The organism is Streptomyces globosus (assembly GCF_003325375.1).
Taxonomy (GTDB): Bacteria; Actinomycetota; Actinomycetes; order Streptomycetales; family Streptomycetaceae; genus Streptomyces; species Streptomyces globosus_A.
In genome coordinates, this window is the sequence record NZ_CP030862.1 from 4,260,488 (window position 1) to 4,276,715 (window position 16,228).

The 16,228-nt window shown below is 75.6% G+C and carries 17 protein-coding genes; 10 read left to right on the forward strand and 7 right to left on the reverse strand.

Annotation, left to right across the window (positions count from 1 at the left end; translation table 11 throughout):
* Window positions 1–71: 71 nt before the first annotated feature.
* On the reverse strand, window positions 72–1,100 hold the full coding sequence (gene tdh / locus C0216_RS18690; RefSeq protein WP_114056385.1) for an L-threonine 3-dehydrogenase: 1,029 nt from the start codon (window positions 1,098–1,100) through the stop codon (window positions 72–74).
* Between the two features lie 215 nt (window positions 1,101–1,315).
* On the opposite strand from tdh, the gene C0216_RS18695 reads away from it, so the two are divergent.
* Window positions 1,316–2,224, forward strand: a complete 909-nt coding sequence (locus tag C0216_RS18695) for an alpha/beta hydrolase fold domain-containing protein (protein ID WP_114058770.1) — start codon at window positions 1,316–1,318, stop codon at window positions 2,222–2,224.
* An 18-nt stretch (window positions 2,225–2,242) separates the two neighbouring features.
* On the opposite strand, the gene C0216_RS18700 is transcribed toward C0216_RS18695, so the two are convergent.
* Window positions 2,243–2,977: a class I SAM-dependent methyltransferase gene (locus C0216_RS18700; protein ID WP_114056386.1), complete on the reverse strand. Its 735-nt coding sequence runs from the start codon at window positions 2,975–2,977 to the stop codon at window positions 2,243–2,245.
* A 313-nt stretch (window positions 2,978–3,290) separates the two neighbouring features.
* On the opposite strand from C0216_RS18700, the gene C0216_RS18705 reads away from it, so the two are divergent.
* Entirely contained in the window at window positions 3,291–5,387 is a 2,097-nt protein-coding gene (locus C0216_RS18705) for a SpoIIE family protein phosphatase (RefSeq protein ID WP_246042846.1), read from the forward strand.
* A gap of 37 nt (window positions 5,388–5,424) precedes the next feature.
* On the opposite strand, the gene C0216_RS18710 is transcribed toward C0216_RS18705, so the two are convergent.
* Entirely contained in the window at window positions 5,425–7,233 is a 1,809-nt protein-coding gene (locus C0216_RS18710; protein WP_114056387.1) for a glycoside hydrolase family 15 protein, read from the reverse strand.
* Window positions 7,234–7,333: 100 nt separating this feature from the next.
* The gene (locus C0216_RS18715) at window positions 7,334–7,891 is read right to left on the reverse strand and encodes a DoxX family protein (RefSeq protein WP_114056388.1); all 558 of its coding nucleotides are present in this window, start codon (window positions 7,889–7,891) and stop codon (window positions 7,334–7,336) included.
* Window positions 7,892–8,010: 119 nt separating this feature from the next.
* Between C0216_RS18715 and C0216_RS18720 the strand changes: the two genes are divergently transcribed.
* Both C0216_RS18720 and C0216_RS18725 read left to right on the forward strand, forming a co-directional pair.
* The gene (locus C0216_RS18720) at window positions 8,011–8,472 is read left to right on the forward strand and encodes a MarR family winged helix-turn-helix transcriptional regulator (protein ID WP_114056389.1); all 462 of its coding nucleotides are present in this window, start codon (window positions 8,011–8,013) and stop codon (window positions 8,470–8,472) included.
* Window positions 8,473–8,519: 47 nt separating this feature from the next.
* A complete protein-coding gene (locus C0216_RS18725; RefSeq protein WP_114056390.1) occupies window positions 8,520–8,825 on the forward strand; it encodes a YkvA family protein in 306 nt (101 codons plus the stop codon).
* Window positions 8,826–8,828: 3 nt separating this feature from the next.
* Here C0216_RS18725 and C0216_RS18730 read toward each other — a convergent pair whose 3' ends face one another.
* Window positions 8,829–9,491, reverse strand: coding sequence for an alpha-ketoglutarate-dependent dioxygenase AlkB (locus C0216_RS18730; protein ID WP_114056391.1), 663 nt, complete (start codon window positions 9,489–9,491; stop codon window positions 8,829–8,831).
* A 247-nt stretch (window positions 9,492–9,738) separates the two neighbouring features.
* Between C0216_RS18730 and dhaK the strand changes: the two genes are divergently transcribed.
* Genes dhaK through C0216_RS18745 form a run of 3 tightly spaced genes read left to right on the forward strand, consistent with a single transcriptional unit; the run spans window position 9,739 to window position 11,797 of the window.
* Window positions 9,739–10,743: a dihydroxyacetone kinase subunit DhaK gene (dhaK, locus tag C0216_RS18735; RefSeq protein ID WP_114056392.1), complete on the forward strand. Its 1,005-nt coding sequence runs from the start codon at window positions 9,739–9,741 to the stop codon at window positions 10,741–10,743.
* Window positions 10,744–10,799: 56 nt separating this feature from the next.
* Window positions 10,800–11,396, forward strand: a complete 597-nt coding sequence (gene dhaL, locus C0216_RS18740) for a dihydroxyacetone kinase subunit DhaL (RefSeq protein ID WP_114056393.1) — start codon at window positions 10,800–10,802, stop codon at window positions 11,394–11,396.
* Window positions 11,393–11,797, forward strand: a complete 405-nt coding sequence (locus tag C0216_RS18745) for a PTS fructose transporter subunit IIA (RefSeq protein ID WP_114056394.1) — start codon at window positions 11,393–11,395, stop codon at window positions 11,795–11,797. Before dhaL ends, C0216_RS18745 begins: the two co-directional genes overlap by 4 nt.
* 69 nt (window positions 11,798–11,866) lie before the next feature.
* Here C0216_RS18745 and C0216_RS18750 read toward each other — a convergent pair whose 3' ends face one another.
* Window positions 11,867–12,250, reverse strand: a complete 384-nt coding sequence (locus C0216_RS18750) for an RNA-binding S4 domain-containing protein (protein ID WP_114056395.1) — start codon at window positions 12,248–12,250, stop codon at window positions 11,867–11,869.
* A 134-nt stretch (window positions 12,251–12,384) separates the two neighbouring features.
* Here C0216_RS18750 and C0216_RS18755 point away from each other — a divergent pair, with 134 nt between their 5' ends.
* The 3 genes from C0216_RS18755 to C0216_RS18765 all read left to right on the forward strand — a co-directional run bounded on the left by C0216_RS18755 (window position 12,385) and on the right by C0216_RS18765 (window position 15,701).
* A complete protein-coding gene (locus C0216_RS18755; RefSeq protein WP_114058772.1) occupies window positions 12,385–12,780 on the forward strand; it encodes a TOBE domain-containing protein in 396 nt (131 codons plus the stop codon).
* Window positions 12,781–12,907: 127 nt separating this feature from the next.
* Complete coding sequence (gene modA, locus C0216_RS18760) at window positions 12,908–13,717, forward strand: molybdate ABC transporter substrate-binding protein (RefSeq protein WP_114056396.1); 810 nt, start codon at window positions 12,908–12,910, stop codon at window positions 13,715–13,717.
* A gap of 52 nt (window positions 13,718–13,769) precedes the next feature.
* Window positions 13,770–15,701 (forward strand): ABC transporter permease, encoded by a 1,932-nt coding sequence (locus C0216_RS18765; RefSeq protein ID WP_114056397.1) that lies wholly within the window; start codon window positions 13,770–13,772, stop codon window positions 15,699–15,701.
* A 17-nt stretch (window positions 15,702–15,718) separates the two neighbouring features.
* Here C0216_RS18765 and C0216_RS18770 read toward each other — a convergent pair whose 3' ends face one another.
* Window positions 15,719–16,222: an FBP domain-containing protein gene (locus tag C0216_RS18770; RefSeq protein ID WP_114056398.1), complete on the reverse strand. Its 504-nt coding sequence runs from the start codon at window positions 16,220–16,222 to the stop codon at window positions 15,719–15,721.
* Window positions 16,223–16,228: the final 6 nt, after the last annotated feature.

Genomic DNA, 16,228 nt, shown 5'->3' on the forward strand with positions numbered 1-16,228 from the left:
CCGGGCCCCGCGGAGGGGGGAGGGTTCTGCGGGGCCCGGCCGGAGGGGAGTGGTGTGCGGGGCAGGCGCGGCTACGCGGTCCAGTCCAGGATGATCTTGCCGCTGCGGGCGGTGGCCGCCTCGTCGAAGGCGGCTTCGAAGTCGCGGTGCGAGTAGCGGCCGGTGATGACGGGGCTGAGGTCGAGGCCGCCTTCCAGGAGGACGGTCATCGCGTACCAGGTCTCGAACATCTCGCGGCCGTAGATGCCCTTGATCGTGATCATCGAGGTGACGATCTTCGCCCAGTCCACGGGGAACTCCTGGGCGGGCAGGCCCAGCATGGCGATCTTCCCGCCGTGCGTCATGTTGTCGATCATGTCGCGCATCGCCTCGGGGCGGCCGGACATCTCCAGGCCGACGTCGAAGCCCTCGCGCAGCCCGAGCCGCTCCTGGGCGTCGGCGATGGTCGCGTCCGAGACGTCGAGGGCGAGGGTGGCGCCGGCCTTGCGGGCGATCTCCAGGCGCTCGGGGCTGACGTCGGTGATGACGACGTTGCGGGCGCCGGCGTGGCGGGCGACCGCGGCCGCCATGATCCCGATCGGGCCGGCCCCGGTGATCAGGACGTCCTCGCCGACGAGGGGGAAGGACAGGGCGGTGTGGACGGCGTTGCCGAACGGGTCGAAGATCGCGGCGACGTCGAGGTCGACGGCGGTGCGGTGCACCCACACGTTCTGCGCGGGCAGGACGACGTACTCGGCGAAGGCGCCGTCGCGGCCGACGCCGAGGCCGACCGTGCTGCGGCACAGGTGGCGGCGGCCGGCCAGGCAGTTGCGGCACTTGCCGCACACGAGGTGGCCCTCGCCGCTGACGAGCGCGCCGATCTCGATGTCGCGGACGTCGGCGCCGACGGCGGCGACCTCGCCGACGAACTCGTGCCCGAGGACGAGGGGGGTCTTGACGGCGCCCTGCGCCCAGCCGTCCCAGGAGCGGATGTGCAGGTCGGTGCCGCAGATGCCGGTGCGCAGCACCCTGATCAGCACGTCCCCGGCGCCGTACTCCGGTTCCGGGACGTCCATCAGCCAGAGCCCGGGTTCGGCTTTGTGCTTGACGAGTGCCTTCATGGGGTGGCTCCAGGCATGTGCAGGGGGTGCCGCGCCCCGTGGGGCTGGTGCGGCTTATCGACGGGACCAATCTGCCGACCTGCGCAGTAATCAGTCCATCGAGGATTTCTTAAGCGGGTCGACAGCGCAGCTTCACGCCTATGCTCCTCCCGTGAAGGGCGGGTGGCCTGCGGAAGGGCCGCCTGTCGGGGTCGGGGTTCGGGGAGGTGTCGGGCGTGCCTAGTCTGCGCAGCAGGGCGCTGTCGGTCGCGCTGGTCGCGGCGGGCAGGCGCAGGGGGCTCGCAAGTGCGGAGGCGGTGCGCGCGCTGGTCGCCGAGGCGGCGCGCCGGCCGGCGTCGCACCTGCCGCCCCGGTCGCTGGGGCGGGTCGCGGAGATATCGCGGACGTTCGTCGGGGCGTGGCCGGTGTACGACGCCTCGCCGCGGGGCGCCGAGCCGGCGGCCCGGGTGCTGTACATGCACGGGGGCGGGTACGTGCACGAGCTGGTGCGGCCGCACTGGGCGATGGTGCGGACGCTGGTGGTGCAGGCGCGGGCACGGGTGGTGGTGCCGGCGTACACGCTGGCTCCGCGGGGCACGGCGGACCGTACGGTGCCGGTCGCCGCGGACCTGCTCAGCGGCCTGATCGAGGCCGGCGGCGAGGGCGGGACGGTGCTGGTCGGGGATGCGGCGGGCGCCGGGCTGGCGCTGGCGGCGGCGCAGCGGCTGCGGGACCGTACGGGGGCCCAGCCGTCCCGGATCGTGCTGATCTCGCCGTGGCTGGACCTGACGGTGAGCCATCCGGACCAGGAGGCGTTGGAGGCCCTGGACCCGGTGCAGGCGCGGTCGGGGCTGCGGGAGGCGGGGCGGTTGTACGCGGGGACGCTGCCGACGGAGGATCCGCAGGTGAGCCCGTTGCGCGGGTCGCTGGGCGGGCTGGCTCCGATCACGGTGTTCTCGGGGACGCGGGACGTACTGGCGACGGACAGCCGGGAGCTGGTGCGGCGGGCGCGGGAGGCCGGCTCCGAGGTGGAGCTGTACGAGGAGGCGGGGCTGCTGCACTCCTATCCGCTGCTGCCGGTGCCGGAGGGGCGGGCGGCCCGCGACCGGATCGTGGAGCTGGTCCGGTCCGCCGCCGCACAGTGAGGGGCGGGGCGGGCGGGCTCAGGCCGTGCAGGTCATGAGGGAGCTGACCGGCCAGGCGCGGTACGCGGTCCAGTAGGCCTCGTCGCGGGCCGCGTCGGCGGGCGGGGTGCGGTTGGGCTGCCAGCCGACGGTGCTGAACCCGGCTTCGACGGCGGCTTCCGCGAAGTCGGAGTGCGCCCACTCGCGGAACTCGAACTCGAGGGCGGGGGCGCCGACGAGCTGCGCCTTCAGCAGGGGGGCTTCGCCTGCGGGGATGCGCTCGACGATGCGGACCCCGTACGGCGACCAGTCGACGTGCGGGTAGGCGCCGGCGTTGGGGACGGTGGCGAGGAGCCGGCCGCCGTCGCGCAGGTTGGCCCTGATGGAGCGGAACATGCCGTGGAGCGCGGTGCGGTCGGGGGCCTGGTTGAACAGGTAGGCGGCGGTGACCAGGTCGAAGGGCCCCATGCGGGGCAGACTGGCGGTGTCGGCGACGACGTAGGCGACGGCTCCGGGGATGTGGCCGGCGTGGGCCCGGGCCTTGCGGACCAGGTCTTCGGAGGTGTCGACGCCGAGGGCGCGGCGGGCTCCGCCGCGGGCCAGGAGCCGGGTGTTGTGGCCGTGTCCGCAGGCCAGGTCGAGGGTGTCGAGGCCGTGGACCCCGCCGAGCGCGTCGAGCGCCTCCAGGAGGGTGTGGGTGTCGGCGGCGGAGTAGGCCGCCGTGGTCGTCGACTCCGGGAACTCGTCGCCGAGGGTGTCGTACGGGAACCGCATGCTCTGCCTTGCCTTCCGGGGCGGGAGGGGTGGGAGGGGTGGGACGCCTGCGTATCGTGCCCCGGGTCCGGGCGGGCGGCGGGGTGGGCGCGAGCCCGTCCCCCCGGACGGGCGAGTCGTTCGCCCCGCCGGCGGGGCCGGCGGGCGGGGGCTGTGCGCGGTGCAGGCGCCGCGTACGGGCCCCGCCTGGTGTGTCCGGCCCCGGCGGGAGGTGCGTCCGCCCGCCGCACGGGCGGCGGTCGCGGTGGCGGCGGGGCGGGGGCATGCTGGCTGTGTGACGGCGAGACCGGACAGCGGCCCGGGCCGCGAAGCCCTGGCCCGGGTGCTCGTGCGGGCGGCCGGCGAGGCGGTGCGGGCCGTCGGCGGGTTCGCGGGCGGGGTGTATCTGCGCTCGGGGGCCGGGGGTGTGCTGCTGATGGCGGCGCTGACCGGGGCGCCGGGCCCGCTGTTCCGGCCGTGGTGGCGGATCCAGGTGAACCGGCCGTTCCCGGTCGCCGAGGCGCACCGCACAGGTTCGGCCGTGTACCTGCCGGACGCGGAGTCGGCGACGCGGCGGTTCCCGCAGCTGATGGCCGGGCTGCCGTACCGGTACGGGTCGCTGTACGAGCCGGTCACGGCCGGCGGGGACCGGTTCGGGGTGCTGTTCGTGCTGCGCCCGCCCACGCCGGGCGCCGCGGTGCCGGCCGTGGACCGGGAGCGGCTGCGGGCGGTCGCGGCCGGGCTGGCCGTCGAGCTGGCGGCCCTGGCGGCGGCCGGGGACGCGGTGGAGTGGGCGGGTGATCCGGTGGTGGCGCCGCCGCCGGGGCGTGCGCAGGGGGCGCGGGAGGCGTTGGACCGGTTTCCGCGGGCGGTGCTGTCCCTGGACCGCGGGGGCCGCATCCGGTACGTGAACGCGGCGGCGGCCCGGCTGGGCGCGGGCGGGCCGGAGCTTCGGGGGCGGCTGCTGTGGGAGGCGGTGCCGTGGCTGGGGCACCCGGCGTACGAGGACCACTTCCGGGCGGTGTTCATGGCGGGCGACCCGGTCCACTTCCCGGCACGGCGGGGCCGGCAGCCGCCCGGGGAGTGGGTGGCGGTCGACCTGTACCCGGGGCCGGACGGGGTGACGGTCGTCATCGGCGGGACGGAGGAGCCGGCGTACGCGCCGGAGGCGGTGGTGCGTCCCGGCGCGGACCTGGGGGCGCCCGCGGACCGGGCGTCGGCGCTGTACCGGCCGGTGGCGCTGGCGATCGCGCTGACGGAGGCGGTGACGGCCCGGCAGGTGTCGGCGGTGGTGACGCAGGAGCTGCTGCCGGCGTTCGGGGGCCGCCAGCTGGCGATCTACCTGCTGAGCGACCGCCACCTGTACCTGGCGTGGGAGACGGGTTTCCCGCAGGGGTTCCTGGACCGGTTCGACGGGGTGGGGCTCGACGCGCGGCTGCCGGGCGTGGAGACGCTGACCTCGGGCCGGCCGATCTTCTTCGAGTCGATGGAGCACCTGGCCGCCGCGTACCCGGGGATCCCGCTGGACGCGCACGTGGGTGCGCGGGCGTTCCTGCCGCTGATCGCGTCGGGGCGGCCGGTGGGCTCCTGCATCCTCGGCTTCGACGCGCCCCGCGGCTTCAGCCCGGAGGAGCGCACGGTCCTGACGGCGCTGGCGGGGCTGATCGCACAGGCGCTGGAGCGGGCGCAGCGCTACGACTCGGAGGCGGCCCTGGCGCGGGGCCTGCAGTCGGCGCTGCTGCCGCACCGGCTGCCGGAGCGGCGGCACGTCACGACGGTGGGCCGGTACCTGCCGGGGACGGTGGGGATGGATGTGGGCGGGGACTGGTACGACGTCGTGGAGACGGCCGGAGGCCTGCTGGCGCTGGTCATCGGGGACGTGCAGGGGCACGGTGTGGCGGCGGCGGCGACGATGGGCCAGGTGCGCAGTGCGGTACGGGCGTTCGCGCTGAGCGGGAACACGCCGGAGCAGGTCGTCGCGGGCACGAACCGGCTGCTGATCGACCTGGACCCGGGGCAGTTCGCGAGCTGCTGCTACGTGGTCCTCGACCCGGTGTCGGGGCGGGCGCAGGCGGTGCGGGCGGGGCATCCGCAACCGCTGCTGCGGCACGCGGACGGGCGGGCCGAGGTGCTGGACCTGCCGGGCGGGGTGGTGCTGGGGATCGATCCGGACGCCGTGTACCCGGTGGCGGACTTCCGGCTGGCGCCGGGGGCGGTCCTCGCGATGTACACGGACGGGCTGGTGGAGATGCCGGACACGGACATCGACGTGGGGGTCGAGCGGCTGCGGGCGGCGCTGGCCGCGGCCCCGCCGTCGCCGCTGGAGGAGACGGCGGACCGGCTGATCGGCGTGGTGCGCGGGGTCGAGGACAGGGCGGACGACGTGGCGCTGCTGCTGGCCTCGCGGGAGGCCGCCCCGCGGCGGCCGTGAGACTCCGGGGGCGGCCGGGCCGGGCTGCGGCGCGCCGTCAGTGCGGCGCGGAAGGGGGGCCGCCGGGGGTGAAGAGGGTGAGGACGGTGTTGACGAGGCCGATGTGGCTGAACGCCTGCGGGAAGTTGCCGAGTTGGCGGTCGGAGACGGGGTCGTACTCCTCGGCGAGGAGGCCGACGTCGTTGCGGACGGCGAGCAGCCGTTCGAACAGCTCCCGCGCCTCCTTGTCGCGGCCGGTGAGGTGGAGGGCGTCGGCCAGCCAGAAGGAGCAGGCGAGGAAGGCTCCTTCGTCGCCGGGCAGCCCGTCGACGGAGGGCCCTTCGGTGCTGTAGCGGCGGAGGAGGCCGCCGTTGCTGCCGAGTTCGGCGCGGACGGCGTCGACGGTGCCGATCACGCGCGGGTCGTCGGGCGGGAGGAAGCCGACGCGCGGGATGAGGAGGGTGGCGGCGTCGAGTTCGCGGGAGCCGTAGAACTGGGTGAAGGTGTTGCGCTCGGGGTCGTAGCCGTTCGCGCAGACGTCGCGGTGGACCTCGTCGCGCATGGCGCGCCAGCGTTCGACGTCGCCGAGCTCGGAGGGGTCCCGTTCCAGGGTGCGGACGGCGCGGTCGGCGGCGACCCAGGCCATCACCTTGGAGTGGACGAAGTGGCGGCGGGGGCCGCGGACCTCCCACAGTCCCTCGTCGGGGCGGCGCCAGTTGTGCTCCAGGAAGTCGAGGAGGGCGAGTTGGATGCGCCAGCCCTGGCGCTCGGCGGGCAGGCCGGCGGTGCGGGCCAGGTGGAGGGTGTCGAGGACCTGGCCGTACACGTCGAGCTGGAGCTGGTCGACGGCGGCGTTGCCGATGCGGACGGGCGCGGAGCGCTCGTAGCCGGGCAGCCAGGGCAGCTCGGTCTCGGGCAGGCGCCGCTCGCCGCCGAGCCCGTACATGATCTGCAGGTCGGCGGGGTCGCCGGCGACGGCGCGGAGCAGCCATTCGCGCCAGGCGCGGGCCTCGTCGAGGTAGCCGGTGGCGATGAGGGAGCCGAGGGTGAGGGTGGAGTCGCGCAGCCAGCAGTAGCGGTAGTCCCAGTTGCGGACGCCGCCGATCTCCTCGGGGAGCGAGGTGGTCGCGGCGGCGGCGATGCCGCCGGTGGGGGCGTAGGTGAGGGCCTTGAGGGTGATCAGGGAGCGGGTGACGGCCTCCCGGTAGGGGCCCTCGTAGGAGCACTGCGCGGTCCATGCCCGCCAGTCCTCGATGCAGTGCTGCAGGGCGGTGTCGGGGTCGACGGGGCGTGGCCGGGGTTCGTGCGAGGGGTGCCAGGTGAGGACGAACGCGACGCGGTCGCCGGCGGTGACGGTGAACTCGGAGCAGGTGCTGTTGGCCTCGCCCCAGGTGGGCACGGGCGGTTCGCTGCGGAACCAGGCGGAGTCGGGGCCGGCGACGGCGACGCGCTCGCCGTCGACGCGGCGGACCCAGGGGACGACGTGCCCGTAGTCGAAGCGCAGGCGCAGGGTGCTGCGCACGGTGACGGTGCCGGAGAGGCCTTCCACGATGCGCATGACGTCGGGGGCCTTGTCGCGCTGCGGCATGAAGTCGACGACCTTGACGGAGCCTTCCGGGGTCTCCCAGTACGTCTCCAGGACCAGGGTGTCGTCGAGGTAGGCGCGGCGGGTGCACGTCTCGTCCGAGGCGGCCGCGGCGGGGGCGAGGCGCCAGTGGCCGTTCTCGCGGGTGCCGAGGAGGGCGGCGAAGCAGGCGGCGGAGTCGAAGCGGGGCAGGCACAGCCAGTCGATGGACCCGTCGCGGCCGACGAGCGCGCTCGTCATCAGGTCGCCGATGATTGCGTAGTCTTCGATGGGTTGTGTCATTCGTGCGCTTTTCCCGCGGATCGGCTGCACCAATCAGCGGAAGCGGCGCGGGCGGCGCCCCGTCGGCCCGTGGCGGACGGGCGGGCGGGGCGCCGGTGCGTCAGGAGCGGACGAGGAGCGTGACGGCCGCGGCGGCGATGCCGACGGCGAGCGCGACCGCGCCGTGGGTCAGCCGGTGGGCGCGCAGGAAGGGCACGAGGCGGTCGACGGCGTGGCGGCCGGGGCCGGTGAGGGTGAGGGCCGCGGCGGCGGCGGTGAGCAGGAGTTCGTACTCCATGCCGCCCTTGGTGGCGAAGAAGGACTCGGTGCCGTGCACGGCGATCGCGTTGATCATGGTGCCGACGACGGCGGCTCCGGCGAGCGGGGTGAGGACGCCCAGGGCGAGGCCGAGGCCGCCGAGGGTCTCGGTGAGGCCGGCGACGACGGCCATCGCGTCGCCCGCCGGGTAGCCGACGGAGGTGAAGAACTTCCCGGTGCCGCTGATGCCGCCGCCCCCGAACCAGCCGAAGAGCTTCTGGGCGCCGTGGGCGGCGATCGTCAGGCCGAGGACGAGGCGGAGCAGGAGGAGGCCGGCGTCGTATCCGGGTGCGGAGAGGGCGAGGGGGGCGGCCGGTGCGGCGGCCTGCGGCTGCGTCGTGGCGACGGAGGGGCTGGTCATGGGGATCCTTCCGGTCGGGCGGCCCCTCGGCGGCGAGGGGAGTTGTTCAAATTCGAACCGCCATCCTTGCCGACAGTAGCGAGTGATTCAAATTGGAACAACCTGTGTACCCTGGGGGCATGGCTGGAACGAGATGGCTGGACGAGCGGGAGATGCGCGCCTGGAGGGGTTTCCTGGCGGCTTCCGCCCTGGTGAACCGGCATCTGGACCAGCAGCTCAAGGACGACTCCGGACTCTCCCACCCGCAGTACGAGATACTGGTGCGGCTCGCGGCTGCGCCCCGCAACGAGCTCCGGATGACGGAACTCGCCAATGGCCTGATCAACTCGAAGAGCGGCCTGACCTACCAGGTGACGCAGATGGAGAAGGCCGGGCTCGTGCAGCGCCGCAGCTGCCCCTCCGACGTCCGCGGGGTCTTCGCCGTCCTCACGGAGGCGGGCCGCGCCCGCCTGGAGGAGGCCGCCCCCGGGCATGTGGCGGCGGTCCGCGAGGTGCTCATCGACGTGCTGACCCCGGCGCAGCTGGAGGCCGTCGCCGACGGGCTCGGCGAGGTCAGCCGCCGGCTGCGGGAGCAGGGCTGACACGGCGGCCGTCCGGCTGCGGTGCGCGGAACGGGTAGGGAGGGTGCATGGACACGACGACGCTCTGGCTGACGGCCGCGGCGGCGGCCGGCCTCGCGCTGGCCGCCACGGCGGCCGTGCTCCTGGTACGGGTGGTGCGGGCGCGGCGGATGCTGCTGGACGCGGGGGTGCCGCTGCGCGACAAGGCCCTGTTCTGGGCGGCCGTCGTCTACACGGTCTCGCCGGTGGACCTGGTGCCCGACCCGGTCTACCTCGACGACATCGGCGTACTGCTCTTCGCGCTGCGCTCGCTGCGGGCCGCCGCGCACGCGGTGCGCCGGGAGCCCGCGGCGAAGGAGCCGGAGGCGGTCTGAGCGTCAGGCCACGCCGCGCGGCCGGTACTGGATGCTGATGCGGGGGCCGACGGCCTTGGCGGACTTGGGCACGGCATGCTCCATGGTGCGCTGGCAGGAGCCGCCCATCACGGCCAGGTCGCCGTGGCCGAGGGGGAGGCGCAGCAGGGTCGGCCCGCCGCCGCGGGCGCGCAGGACGAGGTCGCGCGGGTCGCCGACGGAGACGATGGCGACCATGGTGTCCTCGGTGGCGGAGCGGCCGGTGCGGTCGCCGTGCCAGGCGACGCTGTCGCGGCCGTCGCGGTAGAGGCAGAGGCCCGCGGTGGCGAACGGCTCGCCGAGCTCGGCGGCGTAGTGCCGGGAGAGGGTCTCGCGGGCCTCTGCGAGGACGGGGTGCGGAAGCGGCTCGCCTTCGCCGTAGTGGGCGAGAAGCCGCGGCACGGCGACGTCCTGCTCGTACATGCGGCGGCGCTCGGCGCGCCACGGGACATGCTCGGCGAGGTGGGCGAAGAGGGCGTCCGCGCCGGTGAGCCAGCCCGGCAGGTGGTCGACCCAGGCACCGGATCCCAGCGGGGTGCGGCACAGGCCGGCGAGCGGTCCGAGCCCGATGTCCTCCCCCTGGTCGAAGAGGGAGCCCTGGAGGCCGGGGAGGCTGCCCGGTGCGGAGGGGCCGCGGAGGGTGCTCATGGGTCCAGCGTACCTCGCCACTCGAACATCTGCTCGATTACATGGGTCGCTGCGCCCTCGAACGCCGCCGCGTGGCGCACCGGTCCGGCAGGTGATCCGGCGCCCCCGTCCCGTGCGCGTTCCGTGACGCTGCGCCGCGGCGGCGCATAGGCTCGCCTCCGATCACCGAGGACGCCGACGGGGGCCGCCGGGCCCGCGCCCGGCCCGCCCCGCCGCCCCGCCCCGCCGCTCCACTCCGGGAGACGCCATGAGGATGCTGATCAACAGTCCCGAGACCGTCGTCGCCGACGCCCTGCGCGGCATCGCGGCCGCCCACCCCGACCTGGAGGTCGACGTCGAGCGGCGGATCGTCGTACGGCGCGGCGCGCGCGAGGGCGGGCGCGTCGGCCTGGTCTCGGGCGGCGGCTCCGGGCACGAGCCGCTGCACGCCGGCTTCGTCGGCCCCGGCATGCTGTCGGCGGCCTGCCCCGGCGAGGTGTTCACCTCGCCCGTTCCGGACCAGATGCTGCGGGCGGCCGCCGCCGTCGACTCCGGGCAGGGCGTGCTCTTCGTCGTCAAGAACTACACGGGCGACGTGCTGAACTTCCGGATGGCCGCCGAACTCGCCGAGGAGGACGGCATCCGCATCGAGCAGGTGCTGGTCAACGACGACGTCGCGGTCACCGACAGCCTGTACACCGCAGGCCGGCGCGGCACCGGAGCCACCCTGTTCGTCGAGAAGATCGCCGGAGCGGCGGCCGAGGCGGGGGCCCCGCTGGAGGAGGTCGCGGAGATCGCCCGCCGGGTCAACGCGGCCTCGCGCAGCTTCGGCGTGGCGCTCAGCGCCTGCACGACGCCCGCCAAGGGCAGCCCGACCTTCGACCTGCCGGACGGCGAACTGGAGTTGGGCATCGGCATCCACGGCGAGCCGGGCCGCGAGCGGCGCCCCGTGATGCCGTCGCGGGAGATCGCGCGGATCGCGGTGGGCGCCGTCGCGGACGAGCTGGAGCGGATCGCGCCGCAGGACGGGCGGGTCCTCGCCCTCGTCAACGGCATGGGTGCCACCCCACTGCTGGAGCTGTACGGGTTCACCGCCGACGTCTGCGCGGTTCTCGCGGAGCGGGGCGTGCACGTCGCCCGGACGCTCGTCGGGAACTACGTCACCTCGCTGGACATGGCGGGCTGTTCGGTGACGCTGTGCCGCGCCGACGAGGAACTGCTGCGTCTCTGGGACGCGCCCGTGCGGACGGCCGCGCTGCGGTGGGGCGCCTGAGCATAAGGTGGCGGGCGGGACCGCCGGCCGGTGGGGTGCGAGGCGAGGAGACCGAGTTGCGTGACACTGAATTCTTCAGGCGCTGGATGGCGGCCGCCGCTGCCTCCGTGGAGCGCGAGGCGGACCGGCTGACGGAGCTCGACTCCCCCATCGGGGACGCCGACCACGGAAGCAACATGCTGCGCGGCTTCACGGCGGTGCAGGCCGCACTGGAGTCGGAGCCGCCCGCCACGCCGGCCGCGGTGCTCGGGCTCGCGGGCCGGACCCTGATCTCGACGGTGGGCGGCGCCTCCGGCCCCCTGTACGGGACGCTGCTGCGCCGCACCGGCAAAGAGCTGGGCGACGCCGCCGAGGTCACCGACGAGGACCTGCGCACGGCGCTGGACGCGGGTGTCGCCGCGGTCTCCGCCCTGGGCGGCGCCGCGGCGGGCGACAAGACGATGCTGGACGCGCTGCTGCCCGGCGTGGCGGCGCTCGGCACCTCCTACCGGGCGGCCGCGGAGGCGGCGGAGGCCGGCGCGCTGGCCACGGTCCCCATGCTCGCCCGGAAGGGCAGGGCGAGCTACCTGGGCGAGCGGAGCATCGGCCACCAGGACCCGGGGGCGACGTCCTCGGCGCTGCTGCTGGCGGCCCTGGCGGAGGCGGCCGGATGAGCGGCGGGCCGGTCGGGATCGTCCTGGTGTCGCACAGCGCGCGGGTCGCGGAGTCGGTCGCGGAGCTGGCGGCCGGGCTGGCGGCCGGCGGGGCGGTGGCCCCGGTGGCGGCGGCGGGCGGCACCGCCGGCGGCGGCCTGGGGACGAGCGCGGAGCGGATCGCGGCGGCCGCGCGGGAAGTGGACCGCGGGGCGGGCGTGGCCCTGATCGCGGACCTCGGCAGCGCGGTGCTGACGGTGAAGGCGCTGCTGGCGGACGACGAGCTGCCGCCGCGGTCCCGCCTGGTGGACGCCCCGTTCGTGGAAGGCGCGGTGGCGGCGCTCGTCGCGGCCTCGTCCGGGGCCTCCCTAGACGCCGTCGCCGCGGCGGCGCAGGAGGCGTACGACTATCGCAAGGGCTGACCGCGCGGCGGGGCGGCGCGCCCGGGCAGGGGCTCCCGCCCCGCCGCGCACACCGCCCCGCCGCGGGGGTCAGCGCCGGCGGAGCTGGTCGAGTTCGCGCCGGTCCCGCTTGGTCGGCCGGCCCGTACCGCGGTCGCGGATGCCGACCGCGGCCGCCTCGACGGGCGTCGGAGGCGGCGGGCTGTTGTCGACGAAGCACTCGGCGGCCACCGGCGCGCCCACCCGCTTCGTCACCGGCCGCCGGACCACCACGATCCGCTCGCGGCCCGCGTGGAAGAGGCGTACCTCGTCCCCCGCCTTCACCGACTGCGCGGGCTTGGCCCGCTCGCCGTTGACCTTCACATGGCCCGCGCGGCACGCGGTCGCCGCGATCGAGCGGGTCTTCGTCAGCCGGACGGACCAGATCCAGGCGTCCACCCGGGCCGTCCCCGATTCGGTTGCTCCCTCTGCCATGGCACGACTCTAGCGAGGGGAGGCCCGGAAACCGGAACGAGTTTCGGCGGATGCCACAACCCCTGCCGCATCTGCCATGCAGTTCATCCGAAGACAATTGCAGATGCGCCACTAGTGCGCCTACCGTGTCGCACATGCAGACCTACACCATCGGCCAGGCGGCGCGCCTGCCGGGCGTCAGCCCGGACACGGCCCGCCGCCGGGCCGACGCCGGCCGGGTCGCGACCCACCGCGACCCCGCCGGCCGACGGGTGATCGGCGGCCGCGACCTGGCCGCCTTCGCCGTCGAGGCGGGCCAGGGCGCCGCCGCCGAGGACGGCGCACCGCACACCTCGGCCCGCAACGCCTTCCCCGGCATCGTCACCGCCGTGCGGCTCGGCGACGTCGCCGCCCGGATCGGGATACAGGCCGGCCTGCACCGCATCGTCTCGCTGCTCACCCGGGAGGCCGTCGCCGAACCCGGCCTGGCCGTCGGCCGGCGGGCCACCGCCCGCGTGAAGTCCACCAGCGTCCACATCGACCGCGCCTGACCCGCCCGCGGCGCCTGCGAGAGGCCCGCCCGTACGCCCCACCGCCCCGCTCCGCCGTCCCCGGCGCGGGTCGCCATCCCGCGGCCGGCACCGCCCGCCCGCCGCAGATCCGACCGAGGAGCACCGCATGCCCCCCGCCCCCCAGCGCCGCACCGCCCCGGCCGCGGCAGTCCTGGCCGCCGTCCTGCTGCCCGCCCTGACCGCCTGCGGCGGCAGCACCGACAGCGGGGCCGGCAGCCCGGCCGTCTCCGGCCCGGCGTCCGCCCCCGGCGCGGCGCACCTCACCGTCCTGGCCGCATCCTCCCTCACCGACGTGTTCAAGACCGCCGGTGCGGCCTACGAGAAGGCCCGCCCGGGCACCCGGGTCACCTTCTCCTTCGCCGGGTCCCAGGAGCTTGCCGCCCAGGTCAGGCAGGGCGCTCCCGCGGACGTGCTCGTCACCGCCGACACCAGGACGATGGACGGCCTCGCCGCCGAGACCGGCAGCCCCTCGGTCATCGCGAGGAACCGCCTGGTCATCGCCACGGGCAAGGGCAACCCGTTCAAGATCGGAGGGCTGAAGGACCTCGCCGACAGCAAGGTCAAGGTGGTGCTCGCGGCGCCCGAGGTCCCGGTCGGCCGCTACAGCCGACGGATCCTCGACGCGCAGCAGGTACGGGTGGCGCCCGTCTCCGAGGAGCCCAACGTCCGCGCGGTGCTCGCAAAGGTCGAACTCGGCGAGGCCGACGCCGGCCTCGTCTACCAGACGGATGCCGCCAAGTCCGCCGACAAGGTGGCGACAGTGGACATCCCGGACGGGCAGAACGCCGTCGCCTCCTACCCGGCCGCTGCGCTCAGGCAGTCGAGGAACGCTGCGGCCGCCGCCGCGTTCACCGCCTGGCTGAGCGGCCCGGAAGCGCAGAAGATCTTCCAGGACGCCGGCTTCCAGAAGCCGTGACCGCCGCCGGCCGGCCCGCCGCCCCCGTGCCCGAACGCCCGAGCCAGGAACCATGAGCAGACACCGCACCCTCCGCACCCGGCCGCCCGTGGCGCTGGCGCTGCCCGCGCTGCTCGCCGTCGCGTTCCTGCTGCTGCCCCTCGCCGGGATCCTCGTCCGCACGCCCTGGTCCGAGCTCGGCAGCCACCTCGGCAGCCCCGGCGTCCTCGAAGCGCTGCGGCTCTCGCTCGTCGTGTCGTTCTGGGCGCTGGGCCTGTCGCTCCTGCTGGGGGTGCCGCTGGCGTGGCTGCTGGCCCGCGTCGACTTCAGGGGCAAGGCCTTCGTGCGGTCGCTGGTGCTGCTCCCGATGGTGCTGCCGCCGACCGTGGGCGGTGTGGCACTGCTGCTCGCCTTCGGGCGGCGCGGGCTGCTCGGGCCCTGGCTGGAGGAGTCCTTCGGCATCACCCTGCCGTTCCACACGTCGGGCGCGGTGCTCGCGGCCACGTTCGTCGCCATGCCGTTCCTGGTGATCAGCCTCGAAGGCGCACTCGGCGGACTGCGGCCGAGCTACGAGGAGACCGCCGCCTCCCTGGGGGCCTCGCCGGTCCGCGTGTTCTTCACCGTCACCCTCCCCATGGCGGGCCCGGGACTCGTGGCCGGGGCAGCACTGACATGGGCCCGCGCGCTGGGCGAGTTCGGCGCGACCATCACCTTCGCGGGCAACCTGCCCGGCACCACCCAGACCCTGCCCCTCCAGGTCTACCTGCTGCTCCAGGACCGGCCCGAGGCGGCGACGTCCGTCTCGCTGCTGCTGCTGGCGATCGCCATGGCCGTGCTGATCGCCCTGCGGGGGCGCTGGTCGGGCACCCCGCTCCCCCGCCGCCGGCCGGCGCCGCAGCCGCCGGAGGACGCCGCGCCGCAGGCGCCGTACGAGGCCGGGGAGGCGCCCGCGGTCCCGAGCAACGGCGGACGCTGGCCCCTGCACGCCGCGGTCACCGGGTACACCGAGCTCACCCTGGACGCCGCCCCCGGCACCACCATCGCCGTCGTCGGCGAGAACGGCGCCGGCAAGACGACCCTGCTGCGCGCCCTCCTCGGGCTGACGCCGCGCGCCGAAGCCGAACTGCGGCTCGGCGACGCCGACGTCACGGCCCTGCCCCCGCACCGCCGCCGGGTCGCCTGGGTCCCCCAGGACGGGGCGCTGTTCCCGCACCTGAGCGCCCTGGCCAACACCGCGTACGGGCTGCGGGCACACGGAATGCCGCGGGCGGAGGCCCGGCGGGAGGCCCGGCGGTGGCTGGAGCGGCTCGGCGTCGGCGACCTCGCCGGCCGCAGGCCCGGCCAGCTGTCCGGCGGCCAGGCCCAGCGGGTGGCGCTCGCCCGGGCGCTCGCCGCCCGGCCGCGGCTGCTGCTGCTCGACGAGCCGCTGGCCGCCCTCGACCAGGCGACCCGGGCCCGCGTACGGCACACGCTGCGCGCGCACCTGGCCGGGTTCGGCGGGGTGTGCCTGCTGGTGACGCACGATCCCGTCGAGGCGGTGTCGCTGGCCGACCGGGTGCTCGTCCTGGCCGGCGGGCGGACCCTGCAGGACGCGCCGCCCGCCGAGGTGGCCCGGCATCCGCGGTCGCCGTGGGTGGCGCGGATGCTGGGCCGGAACGCCTGGCAGGGGACCGCGTCCGCCGAGGGGCTCGCGCTGCCCGGAGGGGGCCGGCTGGTGGTGGCCGAGACGCTGCCCGCCGGGGTTCCGGCGCTCGCCGTCATCGGGCCGGAGGCGGTGTCGGTGCACCGCGAACGGCCCGCCGGCAGCCCGCGCAACGTGTGGCCGGGCACGGTACGGGAGATCACCTCGGTCGGCAGCCGGCTCCGCGTGCTCGTCGCCTCGCCTGGCGTGCCCGACCTGGTCGCGGAGATCACCCCGGACGCGGCCGCCGAGCTGGGACTGGCCGACGGGGCTCAGGTGTGGACGAGCGTCAAGGCCACGGAGGCGACGCTCGTCGGCCTGTGACGCGCCGGCGGCCGCCGTCAGGCGGTGATGCGGGCGGTGAGGGCGTCCAGGTTGGCCAGCGCGCGCTCGACGCGCTCCTCCACGGTGAGTGTCTCCTCGTACGTGCGGGTGCGCAGCTTGGGCAGCCGCTTGCCGCGCAGGTACAGGGAGCAGGCGAGGTCGGCGCAGACGTACGAGCCGACGGTGTTGCCGTCGCGGCCGCGGGCGCCCGCAAGGGGGGCGACGAGCAGGGACACGCCGGAGGCGGCGTGCGCGGTCAGGCAGATCTGGCAGACGCTGGACCTGACGGCGCTGGTGCGGTGGGTGACCGGGACGCGGAGGCCTATGCCGACGGCGGCCCCGTCGGCGCCGGGGCGCACGAGGTAGGCGCGCAGCGGGGCTGCGGGATCGACCCAGCCGAGGAAGTCGAGGTCCTCCCAGGGGAGTTCGCCGAAGTCCGGCGGGAGCTTCAGCCGCGAGGCCTCGCCCTTGGTGCAGTTCACGAAGGACGCGCGGATCTGCTTCTCGGTGAGTGGTTCCATGGGAGG

Coding starts and splice junctions, on each gene's coding strand:
- C0216_RS18710 (WP_114056387.1), bottom strand. CDS start 7,233: ATGACACAACCCATCGAAGACTACGCAATCATCGGCGACCTGATGACG.
- C0216_RS18745 (WP_114056394.1), top strand. CDS start 11,393: ATGAGCGGCGGGCCGGTCGGGATCGTCCTGGTGTCGCACAGCGCGCGG.
- C0216_RS18765 (WP_114056397.1), top strand. CDS start 13,770: ATGAGCAGACACCGCACCCTCCGCACCCGGCCGCCCGTGGCGCTGGCG.
- C0216_RS18725 (WP_114056390.1), top strand. CDS start 8,520: ATGGACACGACGACGCTCTGGCTGACGGCCGCGGCGGCGGCCGGCCTC.
- C0216_RS18770 (WP_114056398.1), bottom strand. CDS start 16,222: ATGGAACCACTCACCGAGAAGCAGATCCGCGCGTCCTTCGTGAACTGC.
- C0216_RS18730 (WP_114056391.1), bottom strand. CDS start 9,491: ATGAGCACCCTCCGCGGCCCCTCCGCACCGGGCAGCCTCCCCGGCCTC.
- dhaK (WP_114056392.1), top strand. CDS start 9,739: ATGAGGATGCTGATCAACAGTCCCGAGACCGTCGTCGCCGACGCCCTG.
- C0216_RS18755 (WP_114058772.1), top strand. CDS start 12,385: ATGCAGACCTACACCATCGGCCAGGCGGCGCGCCTGCCGGGCGTCAGC.
- modA (WP_114056396.1), top strand. CDS start 12,908: ATGCCCCCCGCCCCCCAGCGCCGCACCGCCCCGGCCGCGGCAGTCCTG.
- tdh (WP_114056385.1), bottom strand. CDS start 1,100: ATGAAGGCACTCGTCAAGCACAAAGCCGAACCCGGGCTCTGGCTGATG.
- C0216_RS18720 (WP_114056389.1), top strand. CDS start 8,011: ATGGCTGGAACGAGATGGCTGGACGAGCGGGAGATGCGCGCCTGGAGG.
- C0216_RS18750 (WP_114056395.1), bottom strand. CDS start 12,250: ATGGCAGAGGGAGCAACCGAATCGGGGACGGCCCGGGTGGACGCCTGG.
- C0216_RS18715 (WP_114056388.1), bottom strand. CDS start 7,891: ATGACCAGCCCCTCCGTCGCCACGACGCAGCCGCAGGCCGCCGCACCG.
- C0216_RS18700 (WP_114056386.1), bottom strand. CDS start 2,977: ATGCGGTTCCCGTACGACACCCTCGGCGACGAGTTCCCGGAGTCGACG.